The sequence below is a fragment of the Subsaximicrobium wynnwilliamsii genome (assembly GCF_007997225.1).
GTDB lineage: Bacteria > Bacteroidota > Bacteroidia > Flavobacteriales > Flavobacteriaceae > Psychroserpens > Psychroserpens wynnwilliamsii.
The window spans coordinates 84344-101004 of record NZ_VORM01000011.1; the positions used below are offsets into that span (position 1 = coordinate 84344).

Annotated in this window: 15 protein-coding genes; 10 read left to right on the plus strand and 5 right to left on the minus strand. The window is 40.5% G+C overall.

Annotated features, from left to right (window positions below; all coding sequences use genetic code 11):
• Positions 1 to 68 precede the first annotated feature (68 nt).
• Positions 69 to 2129, minus strand: coding sequence for a S9 family peptidase (locus ESY88_RS10960; protein ID WP_147086807.1), 2061 nt, complete (start codon positions 2127 to 2129; stop codon positions 69 to 71).
• A gap of 107 nt (positions 2130 to 2236) precedes the next feature.
• Between ESY88_RS10960 and ESY88_RS10965 the strand changes: the two genes are divergently transcribed.
• A complete protein-coding gene (locus ESY88_RS10965) occupies positions 2237 to 2560 on the plus strand; it encodes a YbaB/EbfC family nucleoid-associated protein (RefSeq protein ID WP_147086808.1) in 324 nt (107 codons plus the stop codon).
• A 371-nt stretch (positions 2561 to 2931) separates the two neighbouring features.
• On the opposite strand, the gene ESY88_RS10970 is transcribed toward ESY88_RS10965, so the two are convergent.
• On the minus strand, positions 2932 to 3957 hold the full coding sequence (locus ESY88_RS10970) for a threonine aldolase family protein (protein ID WP_147086809.1): 1026 nt from the start codon (positions 3955 to 3957) through the stop codon (positions 2932 to 2934).
• Between the two features lie 100 nt (positions 3958 to 4057).
• On the opposite strand from ESY88_RS10970, the gene prfB reads away from it, so the two are divergent.
• The 5 genes from prfB (at position 4058) to ESY88_RS11000 (ending at position 9594) form a co-directional block, all read left to right on the plus strand.
• Positions 4058 to 5168, plus strand: a protein-coding gene (gene prfB / locus ESY88_RS10975) for a peptide chain release factor 2 (protein ID WP_147086810.1) whose coding sequence is annotated in 2 segments (ribosomal slippage) — positions 4058 to 4120 and positions 4122 to 5168 — 1110 coding nt in all. Because the reading frame shifts where the segments join, the coding sequence is not laid out codon by codon here.
• Positions 5169 to 5621: 453 nt separating this feature from the next.
• Positions 5622 to 6242 carry an HAD family hydrolase gene (locus tag ESY88_RS10985; RefSeq protein ID WP_147086811.1) on the plus strand — a complete coding sequence of 207 codons (621 nt, stop codon included), beginning with the start codon at positions 5622 to 5624 and terminating at the stop codon, positions 6240 to 6242.
• A complete protein-coding gene (gene arsC, locus ESY88_RS10990) occupies positions 6239 to 6580 on the plus strand; it encodes an arsenate reductase (glutaredoxin) (RefSeq protein ID WP_147086812.1) in 342 nt (113 codons plus the stop codon). The genes ESY88_RS10985 and arsC overlap by 4 nt, the downstream gene beginning before the upstream one ends.
• A 73-nt stretch (positions 6581 to 6653) precedes the next feature.
• Positions 6654 to 7064, plus strand: a complete 411-nt coding sequence (locus ESY88_RS10995; RefSeq protein WP_147086813.1) for a hypothetical protein — start codon at positions 6654 to 6656, stop codon at positions 7062 to 7064.
• A 13-nt stretch (positions 7065 to 7077) separates the two neighbouring features.
• Positions 7078 to 9594: an outer membrane beta-barrel family protein gene (locus ESY88_RS11000; protein ID WP_147086814.1), complete on the plus strand. Its 2517-nt coding sequence runs from the start codon at positions 7078 to 7080 to the stop codon at positions 9592 to 9594.
• Positions 9595 to 9767: 173 nt separating this feature from the next.
• Here ESY88_RS11000 and ESY88_RS11005 read toward each other — a convergent pair whose 3' ends face one another.
• Positions 9768 to 9959 carry a hypothetical protein gene (locus tag ESY88_RS11005; protein WP_147086815.1) on the minus strand — a complete coding sequence of 64 codons (192 nt, stop codon included), beginning with the start codon at positions 9957 to 9959 and terminating at the stop codon, positions 9768 to 9770.
• A gap of 687 nt (positions 9960 to 10646) precedes the next feature.
• Here ESY88_RS11005 and fumC point away from each other — a divergent pair.
• Positions 10647 to 12044 (plus strand): class II fumarate hydratase, encoded by a 1398-nt coding sequence (gene fumC, locus ESY88_RS11010; protein ID WP_147086816.1) that lies wholly within the window; start codon positions 10647 to 10649, stop codon positions 12042 to 12044.
• A 232-nt stretch (positions 12045 to 12276) separates the two neighbouring features.
• Positions 12277 to 13512, plus strand: coding sequence for an imidazolonepropionase (gene hutI, locus ESY88_RS11015; RefSeq protein ID WP_147086817.1), 1236 nt, complete (start codon positions 12277 to 12279; stop codon positions 13510 to 13512).
• Between the two features lie 126 nt (positions 13513 to 13638).
• Here the strand turns inward: hutI and ESY88_RS11020 are convergent, their stop codons facing one another.
• Positions 13639 to 14532 carry a chromosome partitioning protein ParA gene (locus ESY88_RS11020; RefSeq protein ID WP_147086818.1) on the minus strand — a complete coding sequence of 298 codons (894 nt, stop codon included), beginning with the start codon at positions 14530 to 14532 and terminating at the stop codon, positions 13639 to 13641.
• Between the two features lie 109 nt (positions 14533 to 14641).
• Between ESY88_RS11020 and ESY88_RS11025 the strand changes: the two genes are divergently transcribed.
• Both ESY88_RS11025 and ESY88_RS11030 read left to right on the plus strand, forming a co-directional pair.
• Complete coding sequence (locus ESY88_RS11025) at positions 14642 to 15664, plus strand: formimidoylglutamase (protein WP_147086819.1); 1023 nt, start codon at positions 14642 to 14644, stop codon at positions 15662 to 15664.
• Positions 15651 to 16118 carry a GNAT family N-acetyltransferase gene (locus tag ESY88_RS11030; RefSeq protein ID WP_147086820.1) on the plus strand — a complete coding sequence of 156 codons (468 nt, stop codon included), beginning with the start codon at positions 15651 to 15653 and terminating at the stop codon, positions 16116 to 16118. Before ESY88_RS11025 ends, ESY88_RS11030 begins: the two co-directional genes overlap by 14 nt.
• Here ESY88_RS11030 and ESY88_RS11035 read toward each other — a convergent pair.
• Positions 16113 to 16604 carry a hypothetical protein gene (locus tag ESY88_RS11035; RefSeq protein WP_147086821.1) on the minus strand — a complete coding sequence of 164 codons (492 nt, stop codon included), beginning with the start codon at positions 16602 to 16604 and terminating at the stop codon, positions 16113 to 16115. The two genes, ESY88_RS11030 and ESY88_RS11035, sit on opposite strands and share 6 nt — an antisense overlap.
• Between the last annotated feature and the right edge of the window lie 57 nt (positions 16605 to 16661).

Here is a 16661-nt window from a genome sequence, read left to right on the forward strand (position 1 = left end):
TTTATCAATTTCAATTTTAGCAAAAAAGTGAAACCCACACCGTTGCGAAATTACTATTTTTTTTTGATTTATACAGTAATTCCTTCCATATCCAACAGAAAGGCATATTCCTTAGCCACTTCCTTAAGTGCTTCAAATCGCCCAGAAGCACCGCCATGACCAGCTTCCATGTTGGTCAATAGGTAGAGTCTGTTAGTATCCTGTTTATAAGTTCTAAGTTTGGCCACCCATTTTGCAGGCTCCCAATACTGTACCTGCGAATCATGAAGACCCGTGGTAATAAGCATATTTGGGTAGGCTTGTTTTTTTACCTGGTCATAGGGTGAGTAGGCTTTGATATAGTCGTAGTACAACTTATCATTGGGGTTTCCCCATTCATCATATTCTCCAGTAGTAAGCGGTATGGTTTCATCCAACATGGTGGTTACCACATCCACAAAAGGCACTTGGGCAACAACACCATGATATAACTCTGGTGCATCATTAACAATTACACCCATCAACAAACCTCCAGCACTGCCTCCCATTGCGTATAAATGTGCTGCGGAAGTGTACTTATTCTCAATCAAAAATCTGGAACAGTCTATAAAATCGGAAAATGTATTTTTCTTAGTCAGCAGTTTGCCGTCTTCATACCAGGATCTACCTAAATACTCACCGCCTCTAACATGGGCAATGACGAAGATGAAGCCGCGGTTTAAGAGACTCAATCTAATGGTAGAAAAATAAGCATCCATGGTTGAGCCATAACTGCCGTAGGCATATTGCAATAAAGGCGCCTCGCCGTTGATTTTGGTATCCTTTCGGCGCACCAATGACATTGGGATTTTGCTGCCATCGTTCGCAGTGGCCCAAAGTCGTTCTGAAACGTAATTGTCCTTATCGAAATGTGGATCCAGCACCTCCTGCTCTTTTTTGATGTCTTTGAGCTTGGTTTCCATATTGAAATCAATCACAGCAGCAGGTTGCGTCATGCTGTTATAGCTATACCGCAAAATTTGGGTATCAAACTCAACGTTGGACCCTGTGCCAGCGGTGTAGGTTTCACTATCAAAAGGCAAGTAATAATCGGCTTTTAAATCCCAGCGCTTGATGCGTATGTGATTGAGCCCGTTGCTGCGCTCACTTATAACCAAGTAATCCTTAAAAATATCGATATCCTCTAGGAGCACATGGGCTCTGTGTGCCAAAACTTCTGTCCAGTTTTTGATTGAGGTCTTGTTTTCTGGGGTTTTCATCAACTTGAAATTAATGGCATCATCCAGATTGGTAAGAATGTAAAAAGAATCCTCATAGTGCGAAATACTGTATTCCAATCCGCGAACCCGTTCTTGAAAAAGCTTGAATTTGGCATCGGGCTCATCGGCAAGAATGAAGTGGAATTCATTGGTCATTGTGCTATAACAGGCAATGATGATGTACTTTCGGGATTTGGACTTATAAACCGCCACGCCAAACGTATGATCTTCTTCTGTGAAAACCAAGGTATCCTCAGCTTCGGCATGACCTATTTTGTGTTTAAAAATCTGATTGGAACGCAAGGTCTGTTCATCCTTGATGGTATAGAACAAGGTGGAATTATCACTGGCCCAAGTAGATGAGCCTGTCGTGTTCTCAATCGCATCAGAGAATATTTCATCGGTAATCAAACTCTTGATTTGAAGTTTATACTGCCTTCTGCCGGTGGTATCGATCCCAAAGGCCACCATGCTATTATCTGGGCTAATACTCAAACCTACCAATCTAAAATAGGATTGGTCTTTAGCCATGGCATTGCAATCGAAGAGAATTTCCTCGGCGGCTTCGAGTGTTTCCTTTTTTCGGGAGTAGATGGGATAATCCTTTCCTTTTTCATAGCGAACAATATACCAATACCCATTGTATTTATAAGGTACGGAAGAATCATCTTCCTTGATACGGGCTTTCATTTCATCGAAAAGATTTACTTCAAAATCCCTCGTGTGGGCGGTTTCTTGTTCGTAATACTCGTTTTCGGCATGCAAATAGTCTAAAACTTCTTGGTCTTCACGTTGGTTGAGCCAATAATAATTGTCGATTCTGCTATCGTTGTGAATGCTGAGTTCTTTTGGTATTTTTCTGGCAATGGGAGGATTAAGGATGGTCTTCATAATTAAATAGGTGCTTTTCGCTGCGTAATTTTTCCGCAATAAAAAAAATCTTTATTAACGTTCGGCAATTTACTAATTTTGCAAAGATAACTTAAATACGAAGAATTATGTTTGGAGATATGATGGGAATGATGGGTAAACTGAAGGAAACCCAAAAGAAAGTGGAAGAAACCAAAGCGCGAATGGACAACGTGCTATTAGACGAAAACAGCAGCGACAACAAACTCAAAGTCACGATTACCGCCAATAGAACCTTAAAATCGATTAGCATCGATGACGAATTGCTTCAGGATAAGGAAATGCTTGAAGATTATTTGATTTTGACACTTAACAAAGCCATTGAACGCGCCAGCACAGTGAATGAAACAGAGATTGCAGCAGTGGCCAAGGAAGGGATGCCAGATATTCCTGGAATGGATCTATTTAAGTAAGTCGCTCTGATTCTTGCTTTGCAAACTATTGAAGCTTCCTAAAAACAGCACTTTGCTTGCCTCTAGATTAGACCTATGACGAAAAGACTTATGACGTAGGACTGATTATGGAGCAGGATTGGCAGATGTCTAAATCAATAACCTCTGGGCAAGCCCACGACGTATGAATTGAAAGATGTTCTTTGTATTTCGAGGTAAGCCTCGGGGAATAAAACCCTCTGGAGGGATTGAAATCAAATATGTTTTTAGATGCTACTTTTCGGGAATGAACAGATTAAGGTGAATTTGCTTAAAGGCAGGTAGGCTTATGATCCCGAAGCTTCAGGAGGGGAGAACCTTTTTATTGCTATCCTAATCTATAGTGTAGTTCTCTACACATCCAATTGCTTCAAGATCTCCAAAAAGCGCTCGTGCATGGCATCGGTGTAATCCAAATGCGTGACCAATCGCAATTTGCCATTGCCCATCCCGCTAACCCTGATGTGATTTGAGGCCATGGTTTTTAGAAAATGGGTCTCATCTGTGTTTTGATTCAATTCAAAGATAATGATGTTGGTCTCTACTTTTTGCACCTGTTTGACGCATTCCAATTGCGTTAAAACAGCTTCGATTTCTTTGGCTTTGATATGGTCTTCCGCCAATCTGTCCAAATGATGGTCCAGCGCATATAAGCCTGCCGCTGCTAAATACCCAGTTTGGCGCATGCCACCACCTAAAATTTTCCGAATGCGGATGGCGTTTTTCATAATGGTTTCAGTTCCTACCAAAACCGTCCCAGCCGGGCAACCAAGGCCTTTGCTTAGACAGACTGAGATGGTATCGAATACTTTTCCGTAGGCCTTGGCATCTTCTTTTTTTGCCACGAGAGCGTTCCAAAATCGGGCGCCATCTAAGTGCAAGCCCAAATTATGTTGGTCGCAAACTGTTTTTATCTTTTTGATTTCAGCAAAATCCCAACAGGTGCCTCCGCCTCTATTTGCGGTGTTTTCAATTTCTACCAAAGCGGTCAACGGGCTGTGATAAAAATCTGGTGGATTGATGGCTTCAACAACTTGTTGCGCAGTAAAAGTGCCTCCTTGGCCCTGAAGTAGCTTGCAGGAAATCCCGCTGTTAAAGGAAGCGCCACCGCCTTCATAATGATAGATATGCGCATTGCTGTCACATATCACTTGGTCGCCAGGATTGGTATGCAATTTCAATGCGGTTTGGTTCGCCATGGTCCCTGTGGGGAAAAATAGCGCAGTGTCCATCCCAAACATATCGGCAATTCGGGCTTCCAAAGCATTTACGGTGGGGTCTTCCTTATAGACATCGTCGCCAGTTTTGGCGCTCATCATCGCCTCCAACATGCCTTTGGTGGGCTGGGTTACGGTATCGCTTCTTAAATCTATAATCATGTGCTTAAGCTATTTTTTTAAGATGTAAAGCTAAAAAATAAGCGCTAGTTAATTTCGCCTAACAGCGTTTAAATTATAAATTTGCCCAAAATTCACACTCATGATAACATCAGATCAGATTAAAGATCTCCAAACCCGCCTCGACAAACTTAGGCACTATCTTTGACATAGATGCCAAACTTATAGAAATCTCAAACGAGGAAGAACAAACCTTCGACCCTAATTTTTGGAACGATTCCAAAAAAGCCGAAGTGATTATGAAATCCATCCGCGAGAAGAAAAATTGGGTCAAAGACTACAATCTAGCCCAGACATTTGTTGAGGATCTTGAGGTCATCTACGAATTTTATAAAGAAGATGAAGCTTCGGCTGAAGATGTGCAGAATCGTTTTGAAAAAGCGCTTAACAGTATCGAAAAGTTGGAATTCAAAAATATGCTTTCCGAAGAAGGCGATTCTCTTAGCGCCGTATTGCAGATTACCGCTGGCGCTGGTGGAACAGAATCCTGTGATTGGGCAAGCATACTCATGCGCATGTACTTGATGTATGCCGAGAAGAGCGGATTCAAAGTCAAAGAACTCAACTTCCAAACTGGCGATGTGGCTGGCATCAAGACCGTGACTTTAGAAATTGAAGGCGATTTTGCCTTCGGCTGGCTCAAAGGTGAAAATGGCGTTCACCGTTTGGTGCGCATCTCACCATTTGATAGCAATGCAAAAAGACATACAAGTTTTGCGTCGGTTTACGTGTATCCATTGGTGGATGACACCATTGAGATTGAAATCAATCCCGCCGACATTGAAATCACAACGGCACGCTCCTCTGGGGCTGGGGGTCAAAATGTGAACAAGGTAGAAACCAAAGTACAGTTAACACATAAACCAACTGGAATCCAAATTTCCTGTTCAGAAACCCGCTCGCAACATGATAACCGTTCACGGGCCATGCAAATGCTGAAATCACAGTTGTATGAAATTGAGCTGCAAAAGCAACTGGCGCAACGTGAAGACATTGAAGCTGGCAAGATGAAGATTGAATGGGGCAGCCAAATTCGAAATTATGTACTGCATCCCTACAAATTGATCAAAGATGTGCGCTCTTCTCATGAAACCGGTAATGTAGACGCCGTATTGGATGGCGATATCGAGCCATTTCTAAAAGCCTATTTGATGATGATGGGACAGAAGGAAGAGGATAGTAATCAGTTGTAAAGGAAGTGAAATAGACGGGAGACGGGAGAAGATGAAGATGAAGATGAAGATGAAATAGAAGTTGAAATTGAAATTGAACTTGATCCCGATAACTATCGGGAGAAGATGATGGCGATAGAATTAGCTTTGAAGGAATTAAAATAGACGGGAGAAGATGAAGATGAAGATGAAGATGAAATAGAACTTGAAATTGAACTTGAAGATGATGGCGATAGAATTAGCTTTGAAGGAATTAAAATAGACGAGAGAAGATGAAGATGAAGATGAAGATGAAGATGAAGATGAAATAGAAGTTGAATTTGAACTTGAACTTGAAATTGAAATTGAAATTGAAATTGAAATTGAAGTTGAATTTGAATTTGAACTTGAAATATAAGATGATGCCGATAGCTATCCGAACTTGAAACTTTGAACTTTGAACCTTGTAACCTTAAACCTTAAATTTTTAAAATCATGAAGACATCCATAAACACCATCATATTTGATTTAGGAGGCGTACTCATTGACTGGAATCCCGAGTATGTTTACTTAGATGTTTTCAATGGCGACCGGAAGAAGATGGAATGGTTTTTTGAGACCGTCTGCACCCACGATTGGAATGAAAATCAAGATGCTGGCTACCCCTTAAAACAGGCCACTGAAGATCGCATCGCGATGTTTCCGGAGCATGAGGAATTGATTCGCATGTTCTATGGGTGTTGGGAGGACATGTTGGGCGGCGCTATTGAAGGTACTGTTTCCATCCTTAAAAAACTCATTGATCATCCCAATTATAAAGTCGTGGCATTGACCAATTGGAGTGCCGAGACTTTCCCAATTGCTTTGGAGCGATTTGAGTTCTTGCATTGGTTTGAAGGCATTTTGGTGTCTGGCGCTGAGCAAACCAGAAAACCATTTCCAGAAATTTATGAGCTTACACTGGATCGTTTTAATATCACTGCGGAAAATGCCCTGTTTATCGATGACAATCTGCGCAATATCAAGGCTGCGGAAGCCATGGGAATTAACGGAATCCATTTTGAATCGCCAGAGCAATTGGAAACCGAACTTTTGAAAAACGATGTCCTCTTATGATCACTATTTATCACAATCCGCGTTGCAGCAAATCCAGACAAGGGCTTGAGATTTTGAAAAATTCAGGGCAGGAATTTGAAATCATCAACTATCTCAAGGATCCGCTTTCCGAAGAAAAATTAAGACAGATCCTTGCGCTATTAAACATTGCCCCTATCGCTTTAGTGCGACAAAACGAAACCATCTGGAAAAGCGATTACAAGGGAAAAACCTTGACTGAGGATGAGATCATTTCTGCTATGGCAAAGCATCCCAAATTGATTGAGCGACCAATTGTAATTAATCAAGATAAAGCCATAATTGGCAGGCCTCCTGCTTTGATCGCCTCCCTTCTTTAGACCACCTTTAACTAATATTTAACGGGGTAACCCTACTCTAACCTTTATTTTTACAAACCTAATCACAGCTATTATGTCAAGAATTTTATTAGTCCTTTGTCTTACCCTTGCACTTCAAACCACAGTCTTTTCGCAAACTAACAACGAAGCGCGTCAAAAGGAAAAATACGAGGAAAAGGTCGAAGAAAACAAACAAAAATACATTCAGGATTTTTTGAAATCCCTGGATGTGGATGCGTTTCAAAAGGAAATCATCTATCAAAGCATAGACACCTATTTTGATGAGGTAACGAAAATCCAAACCTTCGGTCTTAAAAGTTATGAAATGAAAGATGAAATAGACAAGATGCGAAGACGCCATTTTGCCGATGTTCGAACCATTGTTTCAGAAGAGGTCATGCAAAGAATCGAGGATGCGGTAACTGGTAAATGGGATCCGAAAAAGGATAAGAAGAAACAAAAAAAATCCAGACGCGATAAATAGAGAACAGCAACACATGAATCAAATTTTATCTGCACTTAGCCTAATGTTCTTATGTAGTTTGAGTTCGCTCTCTGCACAAAATAAAATCAACATCTCAGGCACTGTTGTAGATTCACAAGAAAAATACCCTTTAGAATATGCGACGATCTCTTTTTTCAATCCCAATGGGAGTGAAGCGATTGAAGGCGGCATCACTGATCTTGAGGGAAAATTCAATATTGAGGTGGTTCCTGGCAATTACGACCTAAAGATTGAATACCTCTCCTACAAATCAAAGACCTATAAAAATAAATCTCTCACAAAAGCTATGGATTTGGGTACCGTTGGTCTCGAAGTGGATATGGCAGCTTTAGATCAAGTAACAATTGTGGCTGAACGTACCACGGTCGAAATCAAGCTCGATAAGAAAATATATAATATTGGCTCAGATCTTACCACGGCAGGCGGTACCGTGAGTGATGCCCTTAACAATGTCCCATCAGTAGCGGTAGATGTTGAAGGGGGGATTAGTTTACGCGGTAATGAGAACGTCACGATATTGATCAATGGAAAACCTTCAGCCATGGCAGGATTTGGCGACACCAACGTATTGAGCCAATTGCCTGCAGAAGCCATTGAACGCGTTGAGGTAATAACCTCTCCTTCCGCGAGATATGACGCCGAAGGCACTGCGGGGATTTTAAACATTATACTCAGACAAAAGGAAACGCTTGGTTTCAACGGCTCCATAACACTCAATTTAGGTAATCCCGATCTTGCGGGAATTGCTGCCAACTTGAATTACAGGACTGAAAAATTCAACCTGTTCTCCAATATAGGTTTTAGATATGACGATGCGCCGCGAAACAGTTTTAGTGATGCCAATTACTTTGACCGATTGATAGACGGCGCATTGCGTTCACCGGAATACGAGCGTATTGTAGAAGACCAACAGGTAGAACGAAACAACCGTGGTTACAACGCCAATGTGGGTATGGAGTATTTTTTATCTGATAAAACGTCGCTCACCGGAAGTATCTTTTACCGCTATAAGGAAGATGCCGACATTTCAAATAATGATAGTGAGCGCTTCAATAACAATGCAATTGTAGAGCGCACCTTAAGGATAGAGCGGGAAAATCAAGATGAGAACAGTTATCAATTGGCACTCAATTACATGACCAAGTTTAATGATGAAGGGCATGAATTAACTGCAGATTTTCAGTTTGAAGAGGATCGCGAAAATCAAAACACCTTTATCAACGAGGATTATCTCCTCACACAAGATGCAGCAACAGTTCCTTTTCAAAAAGAACAAATTTTTGCTACAGAAGATCAAAAAGAGTTTCTTTTTCAAGCCGATTATGTCTTGCCCATTGGTGAGGATGCTCGATTTGAAGCGGGTTACCGAGGCAATTTTGAAAACGAAATCACTGATTATAGGCTAGAACAGGAAGATTTGAGCGACGCTTCGTTTTTTGTAAACGACACCATTACCAACCTATTTGATTACGAGGAAAACGTCAATGCGGTCTATTCGCAATACGGCAACAAATTTGGCAAATTCTCATTTCTTTTGGGTCTGCGTTTGGAAAACACCCAGCTTAAAGGCACTATTGATTCCAGATTATCTGATGAAGAATTAGTGGAAGCCTTTGGTTTCCCTATCGATACCGACTTCAATAATAATTATTTAGGGCTTTTCCCTACGGTTAACTTGATTTATAACCTAGGCAAGGACGAGGATCAGGAAGAAAGCCTTACTTTGGGTTATAATAGACGTATTAATAGACCTAGAAGTTGGTATATCAATCCGTTCCCTACGCGTTCTAGCCGTACCAGGGTTTTTCAGGGTAATCCCAATTTAAATCCGGCCTTCTCCAGTGCCTTCGATTTAGGCTATTTGAAACGTTGGGATAAATTCACATGGACCACTTCCGTTTATTACCAATACGAAAGCGATTCTTTTGAGCGCGTTGAGGAAAATACGGGGCAACGAACTACAGATGGCATTGACATCATACGAACCATTCCGGTAAATTTATCCAACAATATAAGAACTGGAGCAGAATTAGGCATTCTCTACAATCCAAAAAAATGGTTGCGATTGAATAGCAGTATCAATTTCTTTCAGTTTAAAACTGAAGGCGAATTCAACGGCATCGACTACGGCGCAAAAAATACAAGTTGGTTCGCACGTTTCAGCGGAAAAGTGACGCTACCTGGCAATATTGACTGGCAAACCAATGCATTCTATCGAGGTGCTGAGGAAGGTGCGCAGACCAGGACCGAGGGTCTCTTTTCTATGGATTTAGCCATCAGCAAGGAAGTCTTAAAGAATAAAGCAACGGTTTCATTGAATGTTCGGGATGTATTCAACTCCAGAATAAGAAATCAATTTACCACTACTGAATTTTTCCAGCGTTATTCAGAGTCCCAATGGAGACAACGCCAAGTGACCTTATCACTGCTGTATCGCTTTAATATGAAGAAAGAAAAATCACGTAACGGAAGCCGCGAAAATGGAAATGAATTTGAGTTTGAAGGATAGTTTTTAAGTTTGAAATAGCAAGTAGTTAGTGGGTAGTGGGTAGTTGTTAGTTGTTAGTTGTTAGTTGTTAGTTGGATAGACAAAAAGTAAAAGAATTAGCTTTACAAAAAGATGCAAACGAAAAAAGGAAGTCAAATTGACTTCCTTTTTTTATGATAAAAACCGAGTATTTTTTAGTGACTCAATTGTTCTTCTTTTTCTCTTTTCGCTTTCTTTTCAGCCTTATATTCTTGGAAACGCTCCAATAAAGAACCACCGATCCAGTAAGGCACAACGAAAGTAATTAAAAATATCATCAACCAAAAACCTAAGGTTAAAATGGCTAAAAACGCTAAAAATCCTAAATATTGGTCAAATTCAAACATCTGTACTTTTTTTGTTGTCACAAAGATATAATAAAGAGTTTTATTTTACAATAGTTTGTTTGGGTTTTATTAACAGGGTTATTAAGAAGCAGGCCTATCTCAAAGCCAATGTTGGTGTTTTTGAGCTTCAAATGACCAAATTGTAAAACCCAATTTTAAAATCTTCCGAACAAAATAAAAATTTTCGAAATACCATTGCTGTTTTTTAGAAAAAGACCTTCCACTGAATATTAATAGAAGCTTCCTATCCCAGATGACATGTAAATTGGTACTTCAGCCTTCAGCAAAACCAAAAGTAAACGCTTCGTTACTTGGGCTCGTTTTAAGTGAACCAATTACGCTTCAAAAAAGAGGACCAGCACATAAATTTTGTCAATTGAACATTCCCTAATGCCTGACCTATCAAAATATAAAATTACGCGTTAATCCATCAGCATTTCAATTATTTTTGCCGCATTATAACGAAAATCAATACCCTCGGGGCTAGCCCACAAGGTATGAATTAGAAAATGTCCTTTGTATTTCGAGGCAAGCCTCGGGGAATAGAACCCTCTGGAGGGATTTAAACAATGCCAGAAGCTAATCTAAGTATCGATTTCTTCGGAATTGCCTTCAAACCGCAAAATTTACTTACAAAAAACATCGAAAACCCCTAACTTTGTAAGACACCAAAAATCAGTGATAATTATGGATTATAGAATAGAAAAAGACACCATGGGCGAAGTCCAGGTACCTGCCGATAAACTTTGGGGCGCACAAACCGAACGTTCCCGAAATAACTTTAAAATTGGGCCTTCTGCCTCAATGCCATTGGAGATCATTTATGGTTTTGCCTATCTCAAGAAAGCAGCAGCATATACCAATAATGAGCTTGAAGTACTTTCCGAAGAGAAAAGAGACATGATTGCAGAAGTTTGCGACGAGATTTTGGAAGGAAAGCATGACGATCAATTTCCTCTGGTAATCTGGCAAACCGGTTCTGGCACGCAAAGCAATATGAATGTGAATGAAGTCATTGCCAACCGTGCTCACCAAATTGCAGGCAAAACCATAGGCGAAGGCGAAAAGACCATCCAACCCAATGACGATGTGAACAAATCACAGTCTTCAAATGACACCTTCCCTACCGGAATGCACATCGCGATTTACAAAAAAATCGTTGAGAACACCATTCACGGCGTCATCACCTTAAGAAATACGCTACACAATAAATCACAGGAATTTAAGGAAATAGTCAAAATTGGGCGCACTCACTTGATGGATGCGACACCAATCACACTCGGCCAAGAATTTTCTGGTTATGTTTCCCAGCTGGACCACGGCATTAAAGCATTGGAAAACACACTACCGCACTTGGCGGAATTAGCCTTGGGTGGCACCGCAGTTGGCACAGGACTTAACACACCTAAAGGCTATAGCGAATTGGTAGCCAGCTATATTGCGAAATTTACCGGTTTACCTTTTGTTACCGCAGAAAATAAATTTGAAGCACTTGCAGCACATGATGCCTTGGTAGAAACCCATGGTGCACTCAAACAATTGGCAGTGGCATTGAATAAGATTGCCAATGACATTAGAATGTTGGCGTCTGGACCTCGAAGCGGTATTGGCGAGATTACCATCCCTGCCAATGAGCCAGGAAGTTCCATAATGCCAGGAAAAGTGAACCCTACCCAATGTGAGGCCTTGACCATGGTTTGCGCCCAAGTGATTGGAAACGATGTTGCGGTCACAGTTGGTGGCACACAGGGGCACTATGAGCTCAACGTATTCAAGCCGGTCATGGCAGCCAATGTGTTACAATCGGCTCAATTGATTGGTGATGCTTGCCTTAGTTTTGAAGCACATTGTGCTAATGGCATCGCCCCAAATAAAGAAGTGATCAAGCAATTACTGAATAATTCCTTGATGCTGGTTACTGCATTAAATACCAAGATTGGCTATTATAAAGCTGCAGAAATCGCTAATACTGCCCATAAAAACGGAACCACCTTGAAAGAAGAAGCCATCAATTTGGGTTATGTTTCGGCCGAGGATTATGACAAATGGGTAAATCCCAAGGACATGGTTGGCGAAATCAAGTAAGAAGGAAAGCTCGGCTTAAAAAGTAAAGTTGCGAATACTGAACGTATTGATGTATCTGGCTTCGCCCATGGATTTTACAGCATTCAATTTGTGAATGGGCAAGGTACTGTCAAGTGAATTAAAAAATAAGTGAATTTTAATTGAGTTGTAAAAGCGCTGGCCAATTGGTTGGCGCTTTTTGATTTATGCATGTCTTATTTTTTGACTAATTTTAGCATCTAAATGTAATTTCATGACCATACTCATCCTCAATATCAAAGAACTCATTCAAACTAGGGAAACCAATGTCACCATTGTAAAAGGTGCTGATATGAAATCACTTCCCATCCTAAAAAACGCTTATTTATTGATTGATCACGACACGATTGTGGAGTTTGGTAAAATGGAAGATTACATAAACATCGAAGCAGACGAAACCATTGATGCAACCGGTAAAATTGTAATGCCCGCTTGGTGTGATTCTCACTCCCATATTGTTTATGCTGGTGATAGAACCCAAGAATTTGTAGATAGAATCAATGGGCTAACTTACGAAGACATCGCCAACCGTGGCGGAGGTATCTTAAACTCTGCTGAAAAACTGCAGCATGCAACCGAAGACGAATTATATGAACAAGCTTCAAACCGCCTGAATACACTTATAAAGATGGGCACCGGAGCCTTGGAGATAAAATCGGGTTACGGGTTAACAGTCGATGCTGAACTTAAAATGCTTCGCGTCATCAAAAAATTAAAACGGGAGTTTCCCATTAAGATCAAAGCCACCTTATTGGCAGCACACGCCTTACCCAAAGCTTACAAAAACAATAAAGTAGCCTATGTGGATTTGATTATCAATGAAATGATTCCGAAGGTTTGCGCAGAAGACTTAGCGGAATACATTGATGTTTTTTGTGAAACGGGCTATTTTGATTTAGAGGACACCCAAAAAATTTTGGAAGCTGGTAAAACTCACGGATTGATCCCAAAAATACACGTCAATCAATTCAACGCTTTTGGTGGTGTAGCGCTGGGTGTTGCATACGATGCGCTTTCGGTAGATCATTTGGAAGTAATGACCTCTGAAGATATCACTGCTTTAAAGGGTTCCAATACCATGCCAGTGGCGCTTCCCTCCTGCTCTTATTTTTTAAGTATTCCTTACACTCCGGCCAGAGCCATAATAGACGCTGGACTACCATTAGCTTTGGCTACCGACTATAATCCTGGCTCCTCACCTAGTGGCAACATGAATTTTGTGCTGAGTACAGCGTGCATCAAAATGAGCATGACGCCAGAAGAAGCCATCAATGCCGCCACCATCAATGGCGCTTATGCCATGGGCATTTCCAGTCAATACGGAAGCATTTGCAGAGGCAAAAAAGCCAATCTCATCATTACCAAACCCATCCCCAGTTATCAGTATTTACCGTATTCCTTCGGTGAGAATTGTATAGAGCGTGTGATCATCAATGGGCGTATCATTTAAGATATTCAACGTATCCAGGATCAAAAATCCCCAGCCGAACCTATCACATCAGCCTTCAGCAAATAAAAAAATCCGAACGCCAGTTGACTTTCGGATTTTTCTGAAAATTATATTGATTGATGTATTTTATTCCAAAGTAAATTCAGTGGAAGAAATGAGTTCCTTCTTATTGAAAACATTTACGATGTAACGTCCTTCTTCAAACTCATCATTGGGTGCGATAAATTCACAGATGTTTAAATTTCGGTTTTCATAATTGAATTTACTTACCAAACTGTAGTTAAGTATTTTTTCCCCGAACTGGATTTGTTCGTTGGCACCTAAAACATTGCTTCTAGGATCCAAAACCTGTATGTACAATTCCTTATCTCCTGCACCAACCAATGCATTTTTGGCAATGGTAAAGCATACGCGAATTTTATCACTTCTTCTCGCTCTTTCCGTAGGGATTAGTTTCCCCGAATTTCGCTCAATCACACCAAAGCCCTTCAAATCCACCGTTTGTAAAACCGCAGCATTTTCAACTACCTCAGCCAATTGCGTATTTTGAACGAGTAATGAATCGGAGAACATATTGCGTTCTGCCAAGCGTACATTTGTACTATCCAATGAGGTTGACAATAAGGAATTCTGGCTTTTCAATTGACTGTTCTCTGCCATCAACACATCCATTTCCTTTTGTAAGGCATTGAATTTAGTTCTATAACCCCATAGACTGTTGACACTGTTTTGAGACACCTTCAGCGAGTCGATTAAGCCTTGAATCCGTTCTCGCGCACCCAATAAATCCTCATTCGCCACTTGATTTTCAGCTATGGCCACGTCATATTGTTTGGCCATGACGTTTAGGTCTGTCATCACTTGATTTTTCTCTTTTATAAGAGCAGTTTCATTTTCCTTGTTGTTCTTATAAAGATTAAAGGTGTAAATGCCTGTGCCAACAAAAAGTACCAATAAAATGACGACCGCAATTTTTAATCCCGAACCTCCATTACTGGTGTTAGCATTTGAATTTTCCATAAGTTTTTCTTTTAGTTCTTGTTAATGTTTTTAAATTACATTTAATTAGATGTCTTGGGACATCAAAAATTTAGTTTGGTCTTCTAAAATAGCAATTTTATCTGTCAACATGAAATATTTAAAGCGTCTTACACATTCAGAGTTAAGCAAAATCCTGAATCCACGTCCTAAGGAGATCAAGTTTGGTGAGCAAATAGTCCTGTTATCCAATTCCACACCTATATACGACCAACTTTTAAATTTAGACGTTGGCTATGTTATTTTCGGGATTAAGGAAGCGGTTGGGGTTTTTGCGAATTGTGGTAACCATGGAACCGAGAATGCTTGGGATGCCGCCATCAAAGTGTTGGTAAATACGCAGGCAAACCCGCACACACATGCTAATAAAGTGCTCATTTTAGGCTGTTTGGAATTTGAAGCATTCCAAGAGAAAATTAATACCCTAGACCAATCCAATAAAAAAGACCTCAAGAAAGCGCGGAAAATAGTTCAAAAAATAGATGCCGAGGTCACTTTTTTGATGCATCAAATCGTAAGTGCTGGCAAGATTCCAATTGTGATTGGTGGTGGTCACAACAATGCTTATGGCAACATAAAGGGAACCTCATTGGCGCTGAAAAAACCTATTAACGTCATTAATTTTGATGCACATCACGATTTTAGGGATGAAGAAGGCAGACATAGCGGTAACGGCTTTTCTTACGCTTTCGCGGAAGGCTTCCTTAAACGCTACTTTATTTTCGGAATGCACGAAAATTACGTTTCCGATACCATTTTAAATACACTCAAAAAGTTAAAGAACATACAGTATAATACGTTTGAGGCAATCGCTATAAGGAAAACGCTGGATTTAAAACATGAAATGAATGCTGCACTTGAGCATTTGGGAGATGCCGCTTTTGGTTTAGAAATTGACTGTGATGCCATCAAAAACACGCCAAGTAGCGCCAAGACACCAAGCGGCTTTTCGGCAGAACAAGCCAGACAATTTGTTGATTTTTTTGGATCCTGCGAAAATGCCAGCTATTTACACATCTGCGAAGCTGCCCCAACTAAAGAAACCGAAACCCAAGTAGGAAAACTCATCACCTATCTCATTAGCGATTTTATACGTGCACATGCAAATGATTGAAATTATTCCCTATAAAAAGCAATATCGCAGTGATTTTTACAAACTGAATATCGAGTGGTTGCAAACCTATTTTTATGTAGAACCCTATGATGAAGAAGTGCTGAGCAAACCAGAAACCTACATCCTCAACAAAGGAGGGCATATTTTTTTCATCAAAAATGACGAACGCATTCTAGGCACCTTCGCGCTCATGCCAACTGCTAACCCTGCCTGCTTCGAACTCACAAAAATGGCAGTTTTACCAGCATATCGCGGTCAAAAAATTGGGCAGCAACTCCTACAGTTTGCCATCGATTTTGCCAAAAGGCAGTCTTATGAGTCACTCATGTTATATTCTAACACAAAGCTCGAGAACGCCATTTACCTGTATCGCAAATATGGCTTTAAGGAATTACCTGTAGAACCCAACGCACCCTACAAACGCGGAAACATTAAAATGGAACTTATTTTATAATCCTTTAGACATTGCATTATCCAATTTCCCGCAAAATTGATTTTCATTCTCACATAAACTGCTTAGCGTCTCTAATATCAATTGGTTCAAATGCTCATCTTTAGGTTTGATCTTTTGCGCTAACAGAAATTCGTGGTAGGCTGCAAGCAAATCGTCCCGCATTAATTGTGCTTGGCCAGCCCGCATTAAAAATGAAAACGCCTCTGCATCCAAACGCTGCATACGTTCTTGATTCTGTATGGCAATCGCTCGGGAATGTGCCATGAATTCTGGGATTTTCACAAATAGACCCACGCTAACCAAGACTATAAGCATCCAGGTAAAAATAGAATGTAAACGACTTGATTTTTTGGAAGGCTGTAACTTAAACTGTCTCTTGTAGAGTGGTAAGGTGTTGCTAGTTGGTTTCGTGCTTCGTTTTGCAAACGCCTTTCTTGACCGCTGCTTAAAGACCCAATTGGCCATACCAAATCCCATATAGCCCATAATATCCTTTATGTTATGAGTAGGGGTTTCTTCGGAAATGTTACAGATTTTTTTTTT

What these genes read in the sequence shown, in the direction of transcription:
- ESY88_RS10960 (WP_147086807.1), bottom strand. Translation starts at nt 2,129, where the DNA reads ATGAAGACCATCCTTAATCCTCCCATTGCCAGAAAAATACCAAAAGAA.
- ESY88_RS10965 (WP_147086808.1), top strand. Translation starts at nt 2,237, where the DNA reads ATGTTTGGAGATATGATGGGAATGATGGGTAAACTGAAGGAAACCCAA.
- ESY88_RS10970 (WP_147086809.1), bottom strand. Translation starts at nt 3,957, where the DNA reads ATGATTATAGATTTAAGAAGCGATACCGTAACCCAGCCCACCAAAGGC.
- ESY88_RS10985 (WP_147086811.1), top strand. Translation starts at nt 5,622, where the DNA reads ATGAAGACATCCATAAACACCATCATATTTGATTTAGGAGGCGTACTC.
- arsC (WP_147086812.1), top strand. Translation starts at nt 6,239, where the DNA reads ATGATCACTATTTATCACAATCCGCGTTGCAGCAAATCCAGACAAGGG.
- ESY88_RS10995 (WP_147086813.1), top strand. Translation starts at nt 6,654, where the DNA reads ATGTCAAGAATTTTATTAGTCCTTTGTCTTACCCTTGCACTTCAAACC.
- ESY88_RS11000 (WP_147086814.1), top strand. Translation starts at nt 7,078, where the DNA reads ATGAATCAAATTTTATCTGCACTTAGCCTAATGTTCTTATGTAGTTTG.
- ESY88_RS11005 (WP_147086815.1), bottom strand. Translation starts at nt 9,959, where the DNA reads ATGTTTGAATTTGACCAATATTTAGGATTTTTAGCGTTTTTAGCCATT.
- fumC (WP_147086816.1), top strand. Translation starts at nt 10,647, where the DNA reads ATGGATTATAGAATAGAAAAAGACACCATGGGCGAAGTCCAGGTACCT.
- hutI (WP_147086817.1), top strand. Translation starts at nt 12,277, where the DNA reads ATGACCATACTCATCCTCAATATCAAAGAACTCATTCAAACTAGGGAA.
- ESY88_RS11020 (WP_147086818.1), bottom strand. Translation starts at nt 14,532, where the DNA reads ATGGAAAATTCAAATGCTAACACCAGTAATGGAGGTTCGGGATTAAAA.
- ESY88_RS11025 (WP_147086819.1), top strand. Translation starts at nt 14,642, where the DNA reads ATGAAATATTTAAAGCGTCTTACACATTCAGAGTTAAGCAAAATCCTG.
- ESY88_RS11030 (WP_147086820.1), top strand. Translation starts at nt 15,651, where the DNA reads ATGCAAATGATTGAAATTATTCCCTATAAAAAGCAATATCGCAGTGAT.
- ESY88_RS11035 (WP_147086821.1), bottom strand. Translation starts at nt 16,604, where the DNA reads ATGGGCTATATGGGATTTGGTATGGCCAATTGGGTCTTTAAGCAGCGG.